This is a genomic window from Pseudoalteromonas sp. NC201 (assembly GCF_002850255.1).
Lineage (GTDB): Bacteria > Pseudomonadota > Gammaproteobacteria > Enterobacterales > Alteromonadaceae > Pseudoalteromonas.
In genome coordinates this window covers 2,653,353-2,673,312 of the sequence record NZ_CP022522.1, presented here as the reverse complement: position 1 = coordinate 2,673,312, position 19,960 = coordinate 2,653,353, and the positions used below count along the sequence as shown (strand labels likewise).

Genomic DNA, 19,960 nt, shown 5'->3' with positions numbered 1-19,960 from the left:
GGCGATAAAAATCAGCACATACTCTACATGCAAATATTATTATTTTGTCGGTGACAAAACGGTCGGTGTGGAGTTTTCAGCCATGTCAGGGAAGTCAATGGTGTAGTGCAGTCCGCGACTTTCTTTACGTTCTAACGCGCTGCGAATAATAAGTTCAGCTACTTGTACTAAGTTACGTAATTCGAGCAGGTTGTTACTCACTCTAAAGTTGGCGTAATAATCGTGGATCTCTTGCTGCAATAACTCAACGCGGCGTAGCGCACGTTCTAACCGTTTAGTTGAGCGAACAATGCCAACATAATCCCACATAAACAATCTAAGTTCATGCCAGTTGTGGGTGATAACTACTTCTTCATCCGAGTCGCTGACACGGCTTTCGTCCCAATCTGGTAACTTAGATGGCTCAGGACGATTATCGATTTTAGCTAAAATATCTTTTGCGGCAGCGTGGGCAAACACAATGCATTCTAACAACGAGTTACTCGCCATGCGGTTTGCGCCGTGTAGACCTGTGTAAGCCACTTCGCCAATTGCATATAAATTGTCGATGTCAGTACGACCGTTAAAGTCAGTCATAACACCACCGCAAGTATAATGCGCCGCTGGCACTACGGGGATTGGCTCTTTGGTGATATCTAAACCAACACTTAAGCACTTAGCATAAATCGTAGGGAAGTGCTCAATGATGAACTCTTTGTCTTTATGTGAGATATCCAGATAGACGCAATTTGCACCCAATCGCTTCATCTCATAGTCAATGGCACGGGCGACTACATCGCGAGGGGCAAGTTCTTCGCGTTCATCGAAGTCAGGCATAAAGCGTGTGCCGTCAGGACGTTTAAGCAGCGCGCCTTCACCGCGCATGGCTTCGGTTATTAAAAAGTTTTGTAGCTCAGGGTGGTATAAGCTGGTCGGGTGAAATTGGTTAAACTCCATGTTGGCTACACGGCAACCCGCACGCCACGCCATTGCGATGCCGTCACCTGAAGAAACATCTGGATTTGAGGTATACAAGTAAACTTTACTTGCGCCACCCGTTGCTAAAGCGACAAACTTAGCCGAGATGCTCTCAACTCTATCTGCTTTGCGATTGTAGACGTAAACACCTTTAATATCGCTTGAGTCACCATATTTATCTTTAATGAGATCGATGGCGTTGTATTGCTCTAATATATTAATTTTTGGGTGTAACTGTACTTGGCTAATTAATGTGGTTTGAACGGCTTTACCCGTTGCGTCAGCTGCGTGCAATATACGACGATGTGAATGCCCACCTTCGCGGGTTAAATGAAAGCGCTCTTTCCCTTTGCTATCCACTTCCATATCAAATGGTACGCCTTGCTCAATCAGCCACTTCAAGCAATTTTTTGCATTTGAGGCGGTATAGTGCACCGCATCGCGGTCACATAAGCCAGCGCCTGCCGCAAGTGTGTCTTCGACATGTGATTCGATACTGTCATTTTTCTTATCGAATACTGCGGCAATGCCACCTTGAGCATAAAGTGTGGAGCCTTCTTTTAACGCCCCTTTGCTTATCACGGTAACTTTACAGTGGTTTGCTAAAGAGAGCGCAAGAGAGAGTCCAGCAGCGCCACTGCCAATAATGACTACATCAGTATTGTGGTGAGTCGTATTTTTCATATTCGAAGATCTTTACTGTTTTTGCGTTTAATTCTGCTATTTATACCACATCTGCTATCATAGAAGGCAGAGAGTTTGTTCCGTTTAATGAGAATCATTTAGAACATTTTGTGTGACTGCTAATGGAATAATGCTAAAAAGCAGCCAAGAAACTAGTACGCAAAGATGGATGAATTCGTTTATTTTAAAAAAAAATACAAAAAAACAGAACTTTTTATTCAGTACTAAGTCAGAGTAGCTGTGAATGATGGCAACTAGATACGATTTAGAAAAGCAAAAAGAGGAGTACCGGCTCGAATGAGCGAGCAGGATTTAGATCTAGATATAGTTAAACGCGTTCAACAGGGAGATAAAAACGCATTCAACCTGTTAGTTGCCAAGTATCAAAATAAAGTCGCAGCGCTGATTTCTCGTTATGTAGCGAATCAAGGCGATGTGGCAGATGTGGCACAGGAAACGTTCATTAAAGCTTATCGAGCGTTGCCTAACTTTAGGGGCGAGAGCGCATTTTATACTTGGTTGTATAGAATCGCGGTTAACTGTTCAAAAAATTATTTGGTGGCGCTTGGTCGAAAGCCGCCAGCAAACGACGTAGATGCGGAAGAAGCCGAGTTTTATGATGGTGCAGACCAATTAAGATCGAACGCTTCACCGGAAAATCTATTGTTAAGCGACGAAGTGAAAGCAGTGATTTTCAAAACTATCGAGCGCTTGCCTGACGATTTAAAAACCGCAATTACTTTGCGTGAAATCGAAGGTATGAGCTACGAGGAAATAGCTGTCATTATGGATTGTCCGGTTGGTACAGTTCGTTCGAGAATTTTTCGCGCAAGGGAAGCGATAGATAACAATTTGAACCCATTAATAGGTGAGTCTTAATATGGCACAAGCTGAAAAACAAGTGACAGAAGATTTAACGACATCGCAAATTTTTGACGGTGATCTGTCACTCAACGCTGAAACTGATGTTCGTTTAGACGAACAAAAGTTTGCTCGGTATGCCTTGATTGGTGATGTAATGCGTAGTCAAAAGCAAGACACACCTTGCATTGATATCACCAGCAGCTTTGCAGCGGCACTTGAACAAGAGCAAACGTATAGTGATCCGGCCGTTGGGCAAGTGAAAGAAACGACGCCGAAGAGCAATGTGATTGAGCTAAGTGCATGGCGTAAGCCGTTTGCACAAGTGGCTATCGCGGCAAGTGTGTCATTGTTTGCTGTGCTTGGGGTTAATACGTTAAGCACTGACGCGACTTTACCTGCGGGCGATACGTTACAGTTGCAATCAACTCCTTTTGCCGGAGGCGTTTCTCCTGTAAGCTTATCAACTGAGCCTGCGCTTGAATCAGCGGCTAAAGGCATTAGAGAGTTACAGCAGCAACGTATTGGTGCATTGGTGCTAGAGCATCAAAGACAGTCACGTATGGCGTATGCGCTGCAGCAATCTGGTGAAAACAACACCGCTAAAAAGCAAGAGGAAAAAGAGCAATAAATGAGAGCACTGTTAGTTGTAGTAAGTGTATTTTTCTCTAGTTGGCTGTGGGCAAATGAAAGCGTATCAGCCAAACAACTGCTAAAAGACATGGCCGAAGCGGTGCATCATAGAAACTTTGATGCATCGTTTGTCGTGGTGAAAGGAAAATCTATGGAGCCTTACCGTTGGCTTCATGGTAACCAAGATGGGACTGAATTTGAGCTTTTAAGTTTGCTCAATGGTGCTGGACTTGAAATGATCCGCATTGGTGACAAAGTGACTTATTTTGAACCAAAGTCTGAGCCTTACACCATCCAAACAGATTCGATAGCAGGTCCAATTCCCGAAGTTTTATTCAAAAATATCGACAGCCTCAAAGAAAGCTATGATTTTGTCTTAGGTGGAAAAGGTCGGATCGTTGACAGACCTGCTCAGCTTGTCAGGTTAGAAGCAAAGGACGACGCTAAATACAACTATTGGTTGTGGATCGATACCGAGTCATCTCTGTTGCTAAAATCCGCTTACGTAAACCAACAAGGCGAGTTGTTAGAACAGCTTCAGCTTACCCATATCAGAGTGACTGAAACTCCTGCTGAGCAATTGTTAGAACTTTCCCAAAAACAATTTCCTGAAGCCGTATCTGGGTTGTTGAAGACACTTGAGAATGGCACAAAAAACAATTGGCAAATTGGTTGGTTACCTCAGGGCTTTGAGCTGCTAAAATCTGACAGACATAAGTTAGATTTAAATAATGAGCTGGCAGACTACTACTTGTTTTCCGACGGCCTTGTCGATATTTCGGTATTTGTACAACGTCCTTTACCGGGCCAGCGCCCAAGTGGAGCGCTTTCGTCAGGTGCGACAACGGTGTACGTACACAACACAGGTGCGTTTGACGTATCTGTAGTTGGAAATATTCCAGCAATGACCGCAAAAGCAATCGCTGAGTCTGTGAAAAGACCTTTATGATAGAACAAACTCTGACAGTTGCCGCCATAAAAGGCGCAACTGTCTACTTAGAAGCACAGCCAAAGCCCGCCTGTGAAGGTTGTAACGGCAAATGCGGCTCCCAAGTATTCGCCAAACTCTTTGGCACCCACAAAAAACAATTCCCTGTAGATTTGACGGAATCTGTCGAAATTGGCCAAAAAATTAAGTTGGCATTAGATGACTCTAATGTAGTGAAACATGCGTTTTATGTTTACATGATGCCATTGCTTTTTGCTTTTGCTGGCATGTTTATCGCAGCCCTCGTACTTGGTCTCAATGAACCTTTGCAGATACTTATTGCATTTACGAGTGCTGCACTCGGTTTATTTTTCGCCAGAGTCCAAGGGGATAAACTCAAACATCAGGTAAAAGTGATAAAAATTTACCCAATTAGCCTACCAATAACGCAAATAGATGGTGATTGTACTAAATAAAATGTAAAATCGAGGCCTTAATCTCTATTTGTGACTAACAGAAGTATTGAATCCAGTATATGAAGCATATCCGTAACTTTTCTATTATTGCCCACATTGACCATGGAAAATCGACGCTATCAGACCGCTTAATCCAAGTTTGTGGAGGTTTAACAGACCGCGAAATGCAGCAGCAGGTACTGGATTCGATGGACATCGAACGTGAGCGCGGCATTACCATCAAAGCACAGAGTGTAACGCTTAACTATCAAGCAAAAGATGGTGAAACCTACCAGCTAAACTTTATCGACACACCGGGACACGTTGACTTCACTTATGAAGTTTCACGCTCTCTAGCCGCTTGTGAAGGTGCGCTATTGGTTGTTGATGCGGGTCAAGGTGTAGAAGCACAAACACTAGCGAACTGTTACACCGCACTTGAGATGGACTTGGAAGTTATTCCGGTTCTGAACAAAATTGACTTACCACAGGCTGATCCACTTCGCGTTGCCGAAGAAATTGAAGATATCGTTGGTATTGAAGCATTAGAAGCAGTTCGTTGTAGTGCGAAAACGGGGATCGGCATTGATGAAGTACTCGAAGTGATCGTACGTGATATTCCACCGCCAGAAGGTGAGCCAAATGCGCCACTACAGGCACTGATTATCGATTCATGGTTTGACCCGTACCAAGGCGTAGTGTCATTGGTGCGTATTAAAAACGGTGAATTAAGAGCGGGCGAAAAGATTAAGATCATGTCTACAGAGCAAGCTCACCAAGTAGATAAGGTTGGTATCTTTACTCCTAAGCAGACCAATACCGGGGTGTTGAAAACAGGTGAAGTAGGCTTTGTTATCGCAGGTATCAAAGACATCCATGGTGCACCAGTTGGTGATACCATTACCATGGCTCGTGATTCTGCAACAGACCGTTTGCCTGGTTTCCAAAAGGTGAAGCCTCAGGTATACGCGGGAATGTTCCCAATTTCATCTGATGACTATGAAAACTTCCGCGATGCGCTTAATAAATTGAGCCTCAACGATGCATCACTATTCTTCGAGCCTGAAAACTCAACAGCACTGGGCTTTGGTTTCCGTTGTGGTTTCTTAGGTATGCTCCATATGGAGATTATTCAAGAGCGCCTTGAACGTGAATATGACATGGATCTTATTACCACAGCTCCAACGGTAATCTATGAAGTAGAAACTAAGCACGGTGTGGTGAAAATCGATAATCCATCGGATTTACCGCCAGTAAACGACATTATTGAAATTCGTGAACCAATTGTTGAAGCAAATATTCTCGTTCCGCAAGAGTATTTAGGAAACGTGATCACGCTATGTGTTGAAAAGCGTGGTATGCAGACCAAGATGACCTATCACGGTAAGCAAGTTGCGTTAACCTATGAATTGCCGATGTCAGAAGTGGTGATGGACTTCTTTGATAAGTTGAAGTCTACCAGCCGTGGTTTTGCATCACTTGATTACAACTTCAAGCGTTTTGAAGCATCAGACATGGTGCGTGTGGATATTCTGATCAATGGTGACCGCGTTGATGCACTTGCAATAATTGTTCACCGCGATGGTTCACAAACGCGTGGCCGTCAGTTAGCTGAAGCACTGAGAGAATTGATCCCTCGCCAAATGTTTGATATTGCTATTCAAGCTGCAATTGGTAATCACGTCATTGCGCGTAGTACAGTTAAGCAGTTACGTAAAAACGTAATCGCAAAATGTTATGGTGGTGACGTGAGCCGTAAGAAAAAGCTACTGCAAAAGCAAAAAGAAGGTAAGAAGCGTATGAAGCAACTTGGTAACGTTGAAGTGCCACAAGACGCATTCTTAGCAATATTGAAAGTAGGTAAGTAACAGGAAATACAAATGGCAGGTTATTTTTCAATTTTATTGGTGCTACTCACGGTCGGTTCAGGCCTTATTTGGTTGATCGATCATTTGGTGTATGCACCAAAAAGACAAGCTAGGCTTGCTATTGCGCAAGGTGCGTCTGACACTCAGTTAGATGCCGACATCATTGCGGAAATCGCACCTGAACCTGCCATTGTTGAAAACGCGAAATCAATTTTTCCTATGATTGCCGCAATCACGATTTTCCGTTCGTTTATTTTTGAACCGTTTCAAATTCCATCCGGCTCAATGATGCCAACCTTATTGGATGGCGATTTTATTCTCGTGGAAAAATATGCTTACGGGATTAAAGACCCAGTGTGGCGTAGCAAAATCGTTGAAACGGGTACCCCTGAGCGCGGTGATATTGCGGTGTTCAAGTTTCCGCTAGACGAGAGAATTGACTTCATCAAACGTATTGTTGGTTTACCGGGCGACCATATTGTTTATCGCAATCGTCAGCTTTACATTAAACCTAAGTGTGAAGACGGGCAGAGCGAAGCAAACGGGTTGACGTGTGGCGAATATAACAAGATTGATGTAGACATTGTAAATCGTGACGAGTTTACGCAAGGTCCAATGCAGTTAGTGCGTCTAACCGAGCATTTGCCAAACGTAGAACATGATATTTTAATTAATCCTGAAGTGTTAGAGTTAACAGATCGCTACTATCAACAACCAGGTACTCGCCGCGATGAGTGGGTAGTACCAGAGGGAAGTTATTTTGCGATGGGTGATAACCGTAATAACAGCCAAGATAGTCGTATGTGGGGTTTTGTACCTGATGAAAACTTGGTTGGAAGAGCGGTATTTATTTGGTTAAGTTTTGATTTTGATAATGGCCCAGACAGCATTTTGCCAGGGTGGGTTCCAACTGGTGTTCGTTTTGAACGCCTAGGTAGTATTCAGTAAAAATGAAAAGAAACGTAGAAGAACTTTATAATAAAATAGGGTACAACTTCTCTGATAAGGCGCTGCTTGAGCAGGCTTTGACGCATCGCAGTCACAAAGGCCAGCACAACGAGCGTCTCGAATTTTTGGGCGACTCTATTTTAAGCTTTGTGATTGCAAATGCTTTGTATCACAAGTTTCCAAAAGCGCGTGAAGGTGATTTAAGCCGCATGCGTTCAACGTTAGTGCGTGGTCAAACTCTGGCGGAATTCGGTGTGGAGTTCGCGCTGGGTGATTATCTGCGCCTAGGTCCAGGTGAGCTGAAGAGCGGCGGTTTTCGCCGTGAGTCGACGCTCGCAGATGCAGTAGAAGCCATAATTGGTGCCGTTTTCTTAGACTCTGACATCGACGTGTGTAGAGATTTGGTACTAAGTTGGTACGAATCACGCTTAACTGCGATTTCACCTGGTCATAACCAAAAAGACCCGAAGACGCTGCTGCAGGAGTATCTACAAGCTCGAAAATTACCTTTACCGGGCTACACTGTAATAGATACCAAAGGGCAAGCTCACAACCAAACATTCACGGTCGAATGTATAGTGGAAGGGATGGAAAGTATAATTTCAGTAGGCAGCTCGCGACGTAAAGCTGAGCAAAAAGCTGCCGAAAAAGCGCTTAAGATATTAAAGAATGACGCTTGATACACATTGCGGCATGATTGCCATTGTCGGTAGACCTAACGTAGGTAAATCGACACTATTAAATAAATTGGTTGAGCAAAAGGTAAGTATTACCTCGCGTAAACCACAAACCACTCGTCACCGCATCATGGGGATCCATACAGAGGGTAACTATCAAGCGGTGTACGTTGATACGCCAGGACTTCATATTGAAGAAAAGCGTGCAATTAACCGCTTAATGAACCGAGCAGCATCAAGCTCAATCGGCGATGTTGAACTGGTTATTTTTGTCGTAGAAGGGACGCATTGGACGCCTGATGACGAAATGGTACTGGCTAAAGTTAAAGACAGCGGTCGTCCTATCTTGGTGGTGATGAATAAAACCGATCAGGTAAAAGATAAAGACTTGTTGATGCCACATATTCAGTGGTTGAGTGAACAGGGGGATTTTATCGGGATCGTACCTATCTCTGCGAAGCAAGGTAAAAACGTTGATATGATCAGAGAAGAAGTGCACAAGCGTTTACCTGCGTGTGAATTCTATTTCCCTGAAGATTATGTTACCGATCGCTCGATGCGTTTTATGGCGGCAGAGATCGTGCGTGAAAAGTTGATGCGCTTTATGGGCGATGAGTTACCGTACTCGGTGACGGTAGAGATCGAACAGTTTAAGTGGCAAGACAACGGCGTTTGGCAGATCAACGCGTTGATCCTTGTTGAGCGCGAATCGCAAAAACGCATGGTGATCGGCAACAAAGGCGAAAAGCTCAAAGTTATCGGTCGCGAAGCGCGTAAAGATCTTGAGAACATGCTAGACAACAAGGTCTATCTCGAATGCTGGGTTAAAGTGAAATCTGGCTGGGCAGACGACGAACGTGCTCTTCGTAGCTTAGGGTACGGAGAAGACTGATTGGATAGCGACTTTCGACAGGCCTATCTGTTACATCGCAGACCTTACAGCGATTCTCAGGTACTGCTTGACGTGCTGGTCGAAGGCATTGGACAACTTAAAATGCTTGCCCGAGTCAAGGGCAAGCAATCCCTCAAACATAATGCCCAGCTGCGGCCATTTTCATTACTTTTACTGCAATATGCAGGCAGATACGATTTTAAATACCTAAACCGTTTTGAACCCACAGACAACCAAATCCAACTCGTTGGGCGGCAGCTATATTGTGGTTTGTATCTCAATGAATTAACGCAACGCGTGGTACCAACCAACGAACCGCTAGAGCAGATCTTTGCGCTCTATCAGCTACATTTAATGCGTTTGGCCCAAGATGAAGATGTGGAACCTATCTTACGTAGCTTTGAGTTGCAATTGTTAGGTGAGCTGGGTTTCGGGGTGGAACTGGAATTTGACGCTGAAGGTAATCCAGTGCGGCCAAAAGCCGCGTATAAGTACGTATCTGAGTACGGTTTTATTGCAGTCGGTCGTGAACCTGATACGATACCGGGCAGTATGTTATTGGCCATTGCCAATCAAGATTTCCAAGACCTTGCCGTGAGAAGAGCGGCTAAGCTATTAACACGAAAATTAATGGCGCCGCTGGTTGGTAAGCAAGGGCTGAAAAGTAGAGAACTATTTATTTCAAAGAAATAATACCAATTTAATCAAAAGTATAAATCGGTAAATTGGTATCGCAGTAATAGGTGGGTGATCCACTTGCTACGTCATATTATCAAGGGATAAACGATGAAAGATATTTTACTTGGCGTCAACGTAGACCATATTGCAACGCTTCGTCAGGCGCGTGGCACTAGCTATCCTGATCCAGCACATGCAGCTGCAGTAGCTGAGCACGCAGGTGCCGACGGCATTACTATTCACTTACGTGAAGACCGTCGCCACATTCAAGATCGCGATGTTTACGTGATGGCAAAAACCATCCAAACACGTATGAATCTAGAAATCGCAGTAACTGACGAAATGCTCGACATTGCTTGCGAAGTAAAACCTGAATATGTTTGCCTAGTGCCAGAAAAGCGCGAAGAGTTAACCACGGAAGGTGGCTTAGACGTTGCGGGTAATCTTGATAGGATCACAGCGGCAACTCAGCGCCTAGCTGATGCGGGTATTAAAGTAAGCTTGTTCATCGACGCAGATAAAAAGCAGCTAGATGCCGCAAAGCAAAGCGGTGCGCCTTACATTGAAATCCACACTGGTGCTTATGCTGATGCTGAGAACGACATCGAAATGAGCGCTGAGCTTGAACGCATTCGTGAAGGCGTTCAGTATGCCCATGGCCTAGGTCTTATCGTTAACGCTGGTCATGGTTTGCATTACCATAACGTTAAACTGATTGCACAAATGCCAGAAATCTACGAACTTAACATTGGTCATGCCATTATTGCTCGAGCGGCAATTGATGGGCTGGAAAAGGCAGTACGAGATATGAAGCGTTTGATGTTAGAGGCGAGACAAGCATAACGTTTAGTGGTAAAGAAAACGAAAGGGCTGTGTAGCCCTTTCTTTTTGCCTTGTAATCGAGTTAATACAGTTGGTATCAAAATGAAAAAAATGGTGTTGGTCTTTGCAAGTTGTGCCCTTGCACCACAACTTAGCGAAGCGACAGAGAACAACGAATTTGAAATCATCACTACTACGGCATCCAGATTGGCTGAGACGGCAGGAGAGCGTCCTGTAAGCCTCTCTTTGCTAACAGAAGCTCAATTAGATGATACAGGCGTCACGCATATCGAAAAGGCGTTGAGGCTCGTTGCTGGCGCAAATGTACAACATGGTAATGGTCAAGAGTATCTACCTGCATTGCGCTCACAAGTGCTCTCTGGTGCAGGCGCATGTGGCGGCATTTTAATGGCTGAAGATGGTATTGCACTCAGAGCCGCAGGCTTTTGTAATATTAATGAACTCTTTGAATCGCACTTTGAAGCGGCTGAGCGTATAGAAGTGCTAAAAGGGCCAAACAGCGTATTGTATGGCTCTAATGCGGTGCATGGAGTGGTTAATGTGATTACTTCAAACAGCATTCAAAAGACACCTAGGATTGCATTAGATATCGGCTCCTATGGTTATAGCCGAACTCGGATACAAGCTGGCGATAAAGCCCTTGGCTTGGGCGCAGCGTTAACCCTTACAAAAGATACGGGTTATCGTGAGGATGAAAGCGTTGAGCAACAAAAGTTGAGCGTCAAACACCAATATGAAGGTGAGAAGGTTGGTGTCGTATCTGGAATGACATACACCCACTTAGATCAGCAAACTGCGGGTTATGTAACCGGAGTGGACAGCTATAAAAATAAGCAATTGGCAAAGCAAAACGAAAACCCTGAAGCATTTAGAAAGGCAGAGTCATTTAGAGCTTGGACAGAAATAACCGGGCACTTTGATGATAGTAACACCGTACTGATAAAACCTTATGTACGCTGGCAAGAGATGGAATTTGTTAAGCATTTCTTGCCGGGTAAGCCGTTTGAAGAAAATGGTCAAACTGGTGTGGGGCTGCAAACGCTTATACACACTGAATTAAGTGACTCAATACAACTAGATTGGGGAATGGATGCGGAATATACCCAAGGCGAGATGTTGCAGTATCAGCCTACGCCGACTGAAGGCTCTGCATTTTTGCGCTTAACTATTCCTACAGGAAAGCATTACGACTATGAAGTAGATGCAAGGCAACTCGCGCCTTTTGCAAATCTCAGTTGGCGACAGGGTAACTGGTTAGTTGAACTGGGCGCTCGTTTTGAGTCAATGAAGTACGATTATCGCAACTTTTTGCCTACTGGGCGCACCAAAGAAGATGGCTCGGTGTGTGCAATGGGAGGATGTCGTTATAGTCGCCCAGCCAGTGGCAGAGATAGCTTTGCTTATTTTTCACCAAAATTTGGCCTAAGCTATGTGTTCACTGAGCGAAATATTGCCTATGCTAACGTGTCTCAAGGCTATCGCGCACCACAAACTGCCGAGCTTTACCAATTGCAGCGAGAGCAGGTAAAAGCATCGCTAGAGGAAGAAAAGGCGGACAATATCGAGCTTGGCCTAAAAGGGAGTGCAGATAGTCTTGGCTATCAGGTCGCGATTTATGACATGGAAAAAGAAAATTTGCTCTTCCGAGATAGTGACTTTTTCTATATCAACGATGGTCGCTCAAGACACCGAGGTGTGGAGTTGGAGCTGAGTTACTCATTCTCAGCACATTGGCAACTAGATCTTGCCGCAACGCGTGCTAAGCATACCTATGAACAAGATAATATTCTTGGTGGCATCAATATTAACGGCAACGATCTAGATTCAGCACCAAGGAGCGTCATTAACGCCCAATTACACTGGCAAGCACGGGATAATCTCAGTTGGTCTTTAGCTTGGCACCATGTAGGAGAGTATTTTACTGACCCCGAAAATCTTCATCGTTATTCTGGTCACGATTTGCTGAGTTTACGAGGAAAGTGGCAGGTAAATCCGCATTTGGCGTTGACGATGAGAGTGAAAAATCTAACCGACGAACGTTATGCTGAGCGTGCCGATTACACTTCATTTAGTGGTGAAAGGTATTTTCCAGGAAGACCAAGAAACATTCTAGTGTCACTGGACTACCGTTGGTAATACATGAAAAAGGGAGCAGAAAGCTCCCTTTGTGAAACTATCGTGACAATTAATCGTCTAGTGAGCGAAGTAGTGCATTGATCCCAACTTTTTCGCGGGTTTGCTGATCTACTTTTTTCACAATAATTGCTGCATACAGGCTATGAGAGCCATCTTTACTTGGTAGCGATCCTGGTACTACCACTGCACCGGCTGGTACGCGGCCATAATGGGTTTCGCCTGTTTCACGGTCGTAAATACGAGTACTTTGTGAAATATAGACACCCATGGAGATGACGGCACCTTCTTCAACAATCACACCTTCTACGATTTCAGAACGTGCGCCGATAAAACAGTTGTCTTCAATAATCGTTGGATTGGCTTGTAGCGGCTCTAAAACGCCACCAATGCCCACACCACCAGATAGATGTACGTTTTTACCGATCTGTGCACACGAGCCTACGGTCGCCCAAGTGTCTACCATGGTGCCTTCGTCGACGTAAGCACCAATATTAACGTAAGACGGCATAAGTACCACGTTCTTACCGACAAAGCTGCCTTGACGCGCTACCGCGTTTGGTACTACTCGCATACCACCTTGTTGGAACTGCTCTGGCGTATAGTCTGAGAATTTTAATGGTACTTTGTCGTAAAACTGGTTAACGCCATCGTTCATTGGTTGGTTGTCACGAATTCTAAAAGACAGGAGTACCGCCTTTTTCAACCATTGATGTACAACCCACTCACCACTAATTTTTTCAGCAACACGCGCTGCACCTGAATCTAGCATTTCCAATGCGTTGACAATCGCTTGTTTTACTTCGTCTGATACCGTGGTTGGAGTAATGGTATCGCGGTTTTCCCACGCGGTTTCAATAGTCGTTTTTAAATCAGACATAAATTCCTCGTTAATCTGTTTCAGCATTTAATTTTTTGAGTAGGGCGCGATGAAGCTCAGCTTTTTGTACTTCATCTAGTGCCTTGTAATCTTTGTTTGAGACGACGAAAAAGTCTTCTGCGCGTTCGCCGACGGTTGTAATGCGTGCGGCATGAATATGTAGTGAATAGGCCTGAAATACCTCAGCAATTTTAGTCAGTAACCCCGGAATATCAATGGCCTGAATTTCAATAAGGCTACGGTTTGCTCTAGCATGAGGGCGCAAGATAATTTTTGGCCTAATATTAAAATCTTTAAACTTCTGTGAGCGATTCTTTTTGACTCTGATTTTCTTTTTTGGGTCTTTTAAGAGTGTCTCTAAGCCTCTCCTGATCCCCGCTGCACGACTGGTGCTGAGTGGGTCGCCATTCACTTCTAGGATAACAAAACTAAAGACAACATAGCCATCTTTTGTGGTCATGACCTGAGCATGCTGGATTTGTGCTTTTTTAGAACCAATTACACTGACTAGTTTGGCGAATAGCGCCGACTCATAAGGACTGTATACGAATACTTGCGTCCCGCCATGCATGGGCTTGTTAGAGACGATCACGCTTGGCTGACTTAAATCATCAGACTGTAATAGGTGCTCAGTATGCCAAGAGATCTGCTGTTCACTAAAGGCAGTAAAATAATTGGCCTTAAAGCGTGACCAAATAAGGTCAATGTACTCTTCGAAGTAGCCCAAATTAATCAGTCGTTGCTTGGCTTGGCGTTTCTTATCACGGATCTGGTCGCGCATATCCATTGGGTTTTCAAGACCCAAGCGCAATGCCCGTTGAGTATGTAGATATAGCTCGCGTAAGAGGGTGTTTTTCCAGTCGTTCCAGAGGTTGTCGTTGGTGGCACGAATGTCGGCAACCGTTAAGCAATAGAGATAATCTAGCTGACGTTCGTTTTTCACTTTTTGTGCAAATTCTGCAATAACATCGGGGTCGTTAATATCTTTACGCTGGGCTGTGACAGACATCAGGAGGTGATTTTGCACCAGCCAAGCTACCAATTTAGCGTCGGAAGCGGTAAAACCGTGCATTTTGGTAAATGCCATGGCGTCAACGGCACCAAGCTCGGAATGGTCGCCACCTCGACCTTTGGCAATATCGTGAAAGATCCCAGCCAAGTAGAGTAGCTCTGGTTTGTCCATGCGGGCAACAATCTCAGAACAAATCGGGAATTCACTAATATGCTCTTTATCGAAATAGCGGTAGATGTTATTGATGAGTTTATGGGTATGCTCATCTACCGTGTAGGCGTGAAACAGATCGAACTGCATTTGTCCAAAAATATTACGCCACTGCGGTAAATAGGCAGCGATGATCCCGTGTTTGTGCATCAGAGTAAACGCTCGTCCCATGCCATTAGGGTGTTTCAATAACCTTAAAAAAGCGTCACGACAGCCTGCGTAATCTTGCAAATCGCCTAATAAACGGCGTCTGACTTGGCGCATAGTACGTATGGTACTGGGGTCAATCTGATTAATTTTAGGGTTGTCTGCAATATGTTCAAAGAGGACAAACAAATTCTCTCGACGGAAAAAGACCGAGGGGTTTTTAACGCGAATTTTATTGCCAATACGCTCAAAGTTTCTGTCAAGTGGCACGGCTTCTTGTTCCAACTGCTCAGGAAGAATACTTTGTTCGAAATAGGAAAGCAGCATCTGGTTCATTTCGCGCACTCGGCTCATGATCCTAAATAAGCGTTTCATCATACGCTCGACCGAGGCTTTACCTTCAGAGCCAAAACCGAGGAGCTCTGCGGCATGTGGTTGATGGTCAAACAGTAAGCGGTTCTCACTGCGACCAGCGGCTAAGTGCAGCGCAAAGCGAATGTTCCACAGGTTTTCGATGCACTCTAACAGCTCTTGATATTCTTCATGGGTCAAATAACCGTGATTGATTAACTCTTCCAAAGTTTCAGCGCGGAAGTGTTTTTTAGCGACCCAAAAAATGGTTTGCAGGTCGCGCAGGCCACCGGGGTTTTCTTTAATATTAGGCTCAAGGTTGTAGGCGGTACCATGGCATTTTTTATGGCGAATATTCTGCTCATTGACCTTAGCGATAAAAAAGTCACTAGATTGCCAAATTGGGGTTTCAACAATATGTCGTTTGAGGCGTTCATATTCAATATGGTTACCACAAATGAGGCGGCTTTCCAGCAGGCTTGTGGCAAAGTGAACGTCATTTTGTTTTTGTTCTAGGACTTGTTCATGGGTTCTTACGCTATGACCAATATCTAGACCTAAGTCCCATAAATAAGTGACAAAACGCTCTAAGCAGCTGGTCACTTCTTCACAGGGAACGGATTTGGTCAGCACCAAAAAATCGATATCAGAGAACGGGTGTAACTCACCACGGCCATAACCACCAATGGCGATTAACGACAAGTCTGGTTGGTGCGCTAGCCCAGTTTCATTAAACAATTTAATCAACAATCGATCGATAAATTCGGCTCGAGAGTTAATTAGATTTCTAACGGGTTGCTTGGCAAATTGATTGCTTAACCATTTGTAGAAAAAAGCAAGACAATCACGGTAATCGGTAAGTTCTTGTGCTTCGTCAAGAAGCGTCTTCACTTTGTTCGGTAATGCCACTTAGGATCCTGTGTCATGCGCGCAAAAACAGTAGAGTCCTGTTTTACACTAAATAAATAAGAATTGCGAGTGACGCCGTTGAACATCCCATCACTCGAACATTTAGCGAGCACTATCAAGGTACTAAAAGGTGAATATTATTCAAGTCTCGGCAGTTTACTTCTCCCTATGGTGTGAGTAATTATTAAACACTACTTTAATCAAGGAGACGGAAAAATGAACATAAGTACCGGAATAGCAATAGCAAGCACGTTGCTGATTTCATCTTTGGCCAGCGCATCGACAACATACAGCGCTTATGGCTCTACGGAACTTGAGGCTCGGCAAGCTGTGCTTAATTGGGCTAATGGTCGAGCTGCTTCGATCACCTGTAGTAGGTTACAAATGGGAGCGCCATGGCAGTGTACTGGCAGGCTTCTTTCTACAGGCGGTACAATCGTGAGGGTGTCCGCATACGGGTATTCAGAAACGAATGGCGCAGCAAATGCGGTTGCTGCATGGCAATCAAGAACCGGATCTTCAAGAGTTCCATCTGTGAGCTGTGATTACATTGGTATAGGTCCAGGTTGGCAATGTACTGCTTGGGGCCGAATATAAACCAGTTTCAAAGCTATTTAGATCAACTCAAAGTAGCTACTGAAATATGAAACCTTAGCTTGAAAGATGCCAAGTATCACGTTTGTTCGCTTCAAACGAATTCAGCTAGGGCCTGTTGACCTTTGCTGTTTGATTTTTGTTCTTCTGAGTGTGTTTTGGTCGCGACGCTCGACTTTCCGCCTAGTAATCTAGGCAAAAGTTGAGCAACAATGAGCAAAGCGCACTCAGATGAACCCAAAGGGCAGCGCTTGATTAGCATTTCTACTGTGTTATCGCCAGACTTACATAGAATGACTATGCTACGCTGGCTCTGCCTTGTATAAATACCAATCACACTGCTGCAAAAACAAACTTGAAAGATCAACAGGCCCTAGTATTACTTGGCATTCTTTTTAAATAATTGTGTTTAATGTTCGATGATTCTGTCTATTGTTTCATCACTACGTAGCGTTAAGATCTCAACGCCATTATCGGTGACAAGCAGCGTGTGTTCCCACTGTGCTGAAAGACTGCGGTCTTTGGTAACAACAGTCCAATCGTCTTTTAGTAGCTTACATTGGCGCTTACCGGCGTTAACCATAGGCTCGATAGTCAAACACATGCCAGCTTTGAGCACTTCGCCAGTACCTGGTTTGCCATAGTGCATTACCTGCGGCTCTTCATGGAACTCTTTACCGATACCGTGACCACAATATTCACGCACGATAGAGTAGTTAAAGCCTTCTGCATACTTTTGAATTGCAGCGCCAATATCACCCAAACGCACGCCCGGTTTTACCATTTTTATCGCAAGGTATAGGCTTTCTTGCGTGATTTCGCTTAAGCGCTTACCTTGGATCGTTGGTGTACCAACATAAAACATTTTTGACGTATCACCATGATACCCATCTTTGATCACAGTGATGTCGATATTGATAATGTCGCCTTCTTTTAGCGGTTTATCGTTCGGGATTCCGTGACAGATAACGTGGTTAACTGAGGTACAAATAGACTTCGGAAAGCCGTGATAATTTAGCGGTGCAGGAATGGCACCTTGCTCATCAACAATGTAGTTGTGACAAATGGTGTTTAATTCGTCGGTGGTCACCCCTGGCTTAACATACGGCTCGATCATTTCCAGTACTTCCGCGGCTAAACGCCCGGCAACACGCATTTTTTCGATTTCTTCAGGGGTTTTGATCACAGCACTCATTTAGACTCCAAGTCAATTTAGATGAACATTTATTATGCACAAATTTTACGCATAAGATTGAGTTAATTCTTTATATATGGTATAAAGCGCGCCGTCTTTTTACAAATAATTCTTCCTCACACGATGAGAATGAATGTTTGTAGTTAAGACAACACACTTATTAATATTAACACACACACATATCGACACATACACTTGGGTGCATGCAGTTATAAAAACTTCGTGTTGGTGCTATGGGATATGTGGAGGCCTAACCCTAACTTTTAGAGGAAATATACAATGGCAAACGTTTCAATGCGCGATATGCTTCAAGCTGGTGTTCACTTCGGTCACCAAGCACGTTACTGGAACCCTAAGATGAAGCCGTTCATCTTCGGTGCACGTAACCGCGTTCATATCATCAACCTAGAAAAAACTGTTCCTATGTTCAACGATGCTCTTAAGTTCTTACAGAACGTAGCATCTAACAAAGGCAAAATCCTTTTCGTAGGTACTAAGCGCGCTGCAAGCGAAGCAGTTAAAGAAGCGGCTATCCAAAGTGAGCAGTTCTACGTAAATCACCGTTGGTTAGGTGGTATGTTGACTAACTGGAAAACAGTTCGTCAATCAATCAAGCGTCTTAAAGAGCTTGAGACTCAAAGCCAAGACGGTACTTTCGAGAAGCTTACTAAGAAAGAAGCGCTAATGCTTACTCGTGAAATGCAAAAGCTTGAAAAAGGCCTTGGCGGTATCAAAGATATGGGCGGTCTTCCTGACGCTATCTTCGTTATCGACGCTGACCACGAGCACATCGCTATCCGTGAAGCTAACAACCTAGGTATCCCAGTAGTATCTGTTGTTGATACTAACTCTAACCCAGATGGTGTTGATTTCATCATCCCTGGTAACGACGACGCTATCCGTGCAATCCAGCTATACACTGGTGCAGTAGCGACTGCTATCACTGAAGGTCGTGAAAGCAACATCGTTGCTCAAGCAGAAAACGACGACTTCGTTGAAGCTGAGTAATTACCTGATTAGGTATTAGCTGTCATCAAGTCTTCATCAAATTATTGATGAAGACTTGATATTCTTTATAAGTGATTAACTGCTTATCCCGTTGTTTGCCAAGCAGACCTTGAAAGATAACGGATTTTTATCAAATTGAGGCGAGCTGTACTTGATTTGATATTCAGCCAACCTAAGGTTGGTTTTATCAAGAACTGAATTCAGATTTGAGGATATTCTAATGGCTGTAACTGCTGCCCTAGTAAAAGAACTTCGTGACCGCACTGGCGCTGGTATGATGGATTGTAAAAAAGCACTGACAGAAACTGGCGGTGATATCGATCAAGCAATCGAAAACATGCGCAAAAGTGGTGCTGCTAAAGCTGCTAAAAAAGCAGGCAACATCGCTGCTGAAGGTACAATCATCATCAAGCAAGGCGAAGGTTTTGCTGCACTAGTAGAAGTTAACTGTCAAACTGACTTCGTAGCAAAAGATGCAAGCTTCCTTGCATTTGCTAACGAAATTGCTGACGCAGCTGTAGCTGAGCAACTAACTATCGAAGACTTACAAGCTAAGTTTGAAGAGACTCGTGTTGCACTAGTAGCTAAAATCGGTGAGAACATGAACATCCGTCGTGTTTCTTACATTCAAGGTGACAAGCTAGTTGCTTACCGTCACGGCGAGCGTATCGGTGTTGTTGTAGCTGGTGATGCTGACGAAGAAACACTTAAGCACGTTGCAATGCACGTTGCTGCTTCTAAGCCAGACTACCTAAACCCAGAAGACGTACCTGCTGAAGTAGTTGAAAAAGAAAAAGCGGTTCAAGTTGAAATCGCAATGAACGAAGGTAAGCCAGCTGAAATCGCTGAGAAAATGGTTGTTGGTCGTATGAAGAAGTTCACTGGTGAGATCTCTCTTACTGGTCAAGCTTTCATCATGGAACCTAAGAAATCAGTGGGTGACTACCTTAAAGAGAAGAATGCATCTGTTTCTTCATTCGTTCGCCTAGAGGTAGGTGAAGGTATCGAGAAGAAAGAAGAAGATTTCGCAGCAGAAGTTGCAGCACAAATCGCTGCAGCAAAAGGTCAGTAATCACTTATTGTGATGCCTAATGACG

18 protein-coding genes are annotated in these 19,960 nt (G+C 44.1%); 14 read left to right on the top strand and 4 right to left on the bottom strand.

What is annotated here, in order from left to right:
- Window positions 1-39 precede the first annotated feature (39 nt).
- Entirely contained in the window at window positions 40-1,641 is a 1,602-nt protein-coding gene (gene nadB / locus PNC201_RS11445; RefSeq protein WP_102057120.1) for an L-aspartate oxidase, read from the bottom strand.
- A gap of 297 nt (window positions 1,642-1,938) precedes the next feature.
- Between nadB and rpoE the strand changes: the two genes are divergently transcribed.
- The 11 genes from rpoE (at window position 1,939) to PNC201_RS11390 (ending at window position 12,560) form a co-directional block, all read left to right on the top strand.
- Entirely contained in the window at window positions 1,939-2,520 is a 582-nt protein-coding gene (rpoE, locus tag PNC201_RS11440; protein ID WP_010371267.1) for an RNA polymerase sigma factor RpoE, read from the top strand.
- Window position 2,521: 1 nt separating this feature from the next.
- On the top strand, window positions 2,522-3,133 hold the full coding sequence (locus tag PNC201_RS11435) for a sigma-E factor negative regulatory protein (protein ID WP_102057119.1): 612 nt from the start codon (window positions 2,522-2,524) through the stop codon (window positions 3,131-3,133).
- Complete coding sequence (locus PNC201_RS11430; protein WP_010606760.1) at window positions 3,134-4,084, top strand: MucB/RseB C-terminal domain-containing protein; 951 nt, start codon at window positions 3,134-3,136, stop codon at window positions 4,082-4,084. It begins immediately after the preceding gene.
- Window positions 4,081-4,539: a SoxR reducing system RseC family protein gene (locus PNC201_RS11425; protein WP_010606761.1), complete on the top strand. Its 459-nt coding sequence runs from the start codon at window positions 4,081-4,083 to the stop codon at window positions 4,537-4,539. Before PNC201_RS11430 ends, PNC201_RS11425 begins: the two co-directional genes overlap by 4 nt.
- Window positions 4,540-4,598: 59 nt before the next feature.
- On the top strand, window positions 4,599-6,386 hold the full coding sequence (gene lepA / locus PNC201_RS11420) for a translation elongation factor 4 (protein ID WP_010606762.1): 1,788 nt from the start codon (window positions 4,599-4,601) through the stop codon (window positions 6,384-6,386).
- Between the two features lie 12 nt (window positions 6,387-6,398).
- Window positions 6,399-7,334: a signal peptidase I gene (lepB, locus tag PNC201_RS11415; protein ID WP_010371286.1), complete on the top strand. Its 936-nt coding sequence runs from the start codon at window positions 6,399-6,401 to the stop codon at window positions 7,332-7,334.
- Between the two features lie 2 nt (window positions 7,335-7,336).
- The gene (gene rnc, locus PNC201_RS11410) at window positions 7,337-8,014 is read left to right on the top strand and encodes a ribonuclease III (protein WP_010371291.1); all 678 of its coding nucleotides are present in this window, start codon (window positions 7,337-7,339) and stop codon (window positions 8,012-8,014) included.
- Entirely contained in the window at window positions 8,004-8,903 is a 900-nt protein-coding gene (gene era / locus PNC201_RS11405; protein WP_010371295.1) for a GTPase Era, read from the top strand. Before rnc ends, era begins: the two co-directional genes overlap by 11 nt.
- A complete protein-coding gene (gene recO / locus PNC201_RS11400; protein ID WP_102057118.1) occupies window positions 8,904-9,596 on the top strand; it encodes a DNA repair protein RecO in 693 nt (230 codons plus the stop codon).
- A gap of 93 nt (window positions 9,597-9,689) precedes the next feature.
- A complete protein-coding gene (pdxJ, locus tag PNC201_RS11395; protein WP_102057117.1) occupies window positions 9,690-10,424 on the top strand; it encodes a pyridoxine 5'-phosphate synthase in 735 nt (244 codons plus the stop codon).
- 81 nt (window positions 10,425-10,505) lie between these two features.
- The gene (locus tag PNC201_RS11390; protein WP_102057116.1) at window positions 10,506-12,560 is read left to right on the top strand and encodes a TonB-dependent receptor; all 2,055 of its coding nucleotides are present in this window, start codon (window positions 10,506-10,508) and stop codon (window positions 12,558-12,560) included.
- 49 nt (window positions 12,561-12,609) lie between these two features.
- Here PNC201_RS11390 and dapD read toward each other — a convergent pair whose 3' ends face one another.
- Entirely contained in the window at window positions 12,610-13,437 is an 828-nt protein-coding gene (dapD, locus tag PNC201_RS11385) for a 2,3,4,5-tetrahydropyridine-2,6-dicarboxylate N-succinyltransferase (RefSeq protein ID WP_102057115.1), read from the bottom strand.
- 10 nt (window positions 13,438-13,447) lie between these two features.
- A complete protein-coding gene (glnD, locus tag PNC201_RS11380) occupies window positions 13,448-16,066 on the bottom strand; it encodes a [protein-PII] uridylyltransferase (RefSeq protein ID WP_102057114.1) in 2,619 nt (872 codons plus the stop codon).
- A 216-nt stretch (window positions 16,067-16,282) separates the two neighbouring features.
- Between glnD and PNC201_RS11375 the strand changes: the two genes are divergently transcribed.
- Complete coding sequence (locus PNC201_RS11375) at window positions 16,283-16,663, top strand: hypothetical protein (RefSeq protein ID WP_102057113.1); 381 nt, start codon at window positions 16,283-16,285, stop codon at window positions 16,661-16,663.
- 406 nt (window positions 16,664-17,069) lie between these two features.
- Here the strand turns inward: PNC201_RS11375 and map are convergent, their stop codons facing one another.
- A complete protein-coding gene (gene map / locus PNC201_RS11365; protein WP_102057111.1) occupies window positions 17,070-17,855 on the bottom strand; it encodes a type I methionyl aminopeptidase in 786 nt (261 codons plus the stop codon).
- Between the two features lie 279 nt (window positions 17,856-18,134).
- Here map and rpsB point away from each other — a divergent pair, with 279 nt between their 5' ends.
- Window positions 18,135-18,863 (top strand): 30S ribosomal protein S2, encoded by a 729-nt coding sequence (gene rpsB, locus PNC201_RS11360; protein ID WP_010371318.1) that lies wholly within the window; start codon window positions 18,135-18,137, stop codon window positions 18,861-18,863.
- A gap of 220 nt (window positions 18,864-19,083) precedes the next feature.
- Window positions 19,084-19,935 carry a translation elongation factor Ts gene (gene tsf / locus PNC201_RS11355; protein WP_102057110.1) on the top strand — a complete coding sequence of 284 codons (852 nt, stop codon included), beginning with the start codon at window positions 19,084-19,086 and terminating at the stop codon, window positions 19,933-19,935.
- Window positions 19,936-19,960 lie beyond the last annotated feature (25 nt).

What these genes read in the sequence shown, in the direction of transcription:
- nadB (WP_102057120.1), bottom strand. Translation starts at nt 1,641, where the DNA reads ATGAAAAATACGACTCACCACAATACTGATGTAGTCATTATTGGCAGT.
- rpoE (WP_010371267.1), top strand. Translation starts at nt 1,939, where the DNA reads ATGAGCGAGCAGGATTTAGATCTAGATATAGTTAAACGCGTTCAACAG.
- PNC201_RS11435 (WP_102057119.1), top strand. Translation starts at nt 2,522, where the DNA reads ATGGCACAAGCTGAAAAACAAGTGACAGAAGATTTAACGACATCGCAA.
- PNC201_RS11430 (WP_010606760.1), top strand. Translation starts at nt 3,134, where the DNA reads ATGAGAGCACTGTTAGTTGTAGTAAGTGTATTTTTCTCTAGTTGGCTG.
- PNC201_RS11425 (WP_010606761.1), top strand. Translation starts at nt 4,081, where the DNA reads ATGATAGAACAAACTCTGACAGTTGCCGCCATAAAAGGCGCAACTGTC.
- lepA (WP_010606762.1), top strand. Translation starts at nt 4,599, where the DNA reads ATGAAGCATATCCGTAACTTTTCTATTATTGCCCACATTGACCATGGA.
- lepB (WP_010371286.1), top strand. Translation starts at nt 6,399, where the DNA reads ATGGCAGGTTATTTTTCAATTTTATTGGTGCTACTCACGGTCGGTTCA.
- rnc (WP_010371291.1), top strand. Translation starts at nt 7,337, where the DNA reads ATGAAAAGAAACGTAGAAGAACTTTATAATAAAATAGGGTACAACTTC.
- era (WP_010371295.1), top strand. Translation starts at nt 8,004, where the DNA reads ATGACGCTTGATACACATTGCGGCATGATTGCCATTGTCGGTAGACCT.
- pdxJ (WP_102057117.1), top strand. Translation starts at nt 9,690, where the DNA reads ATGAAAGATATTTTACTTGGCGTCAACGTAGACCATATTGCAACGCTT.
- PNC201_RS11390 (WP_102057116.1), top strand. Translation starts at nt 10,506, where the DNA reads ATGAAAAAAATGGTGTTGGTCTTTGCAAGTTGTGCCCTTGCACCACAA.
- dapD (WP_102057115.1), bottom strand. Translation starts at nt 13,437, where the DNA reads ATGTCTGATTTAAAAACGACTATTGAAACCGCGTGGGAAAACCGCGAT.
- PNC201_RS11375 (WP_102057113.1), top strand. Translation starts at nt 16,283, where the DNA reads ATGAACATAAGTACCGGAATAGCAATAGCAAGCACGTTGCTGATTTCA.
- map (WP_102057111.1), bottom strand. Translation starts at nt 17,855, where the DNA reads ATGAGTGCTGTGATCAAAACCCCTGAAGAAATCGAAAAAATGCGTGTT.
- rpsB (WP_010371318.1), top strand. Translation starts at nt 18,135, where the DNA reads ATGGCAAACGTTTCAATGCGCGATATGCTTCAAGCTGGTGTTCACTTC.
- tsf (WP_102057110.1), top strand. Translation starts at nt 19,084, where the DNA reads ATGGCTGTAACTGCTGCCCTAGTAAAAGAACTTCGTGACCGCACTGGC.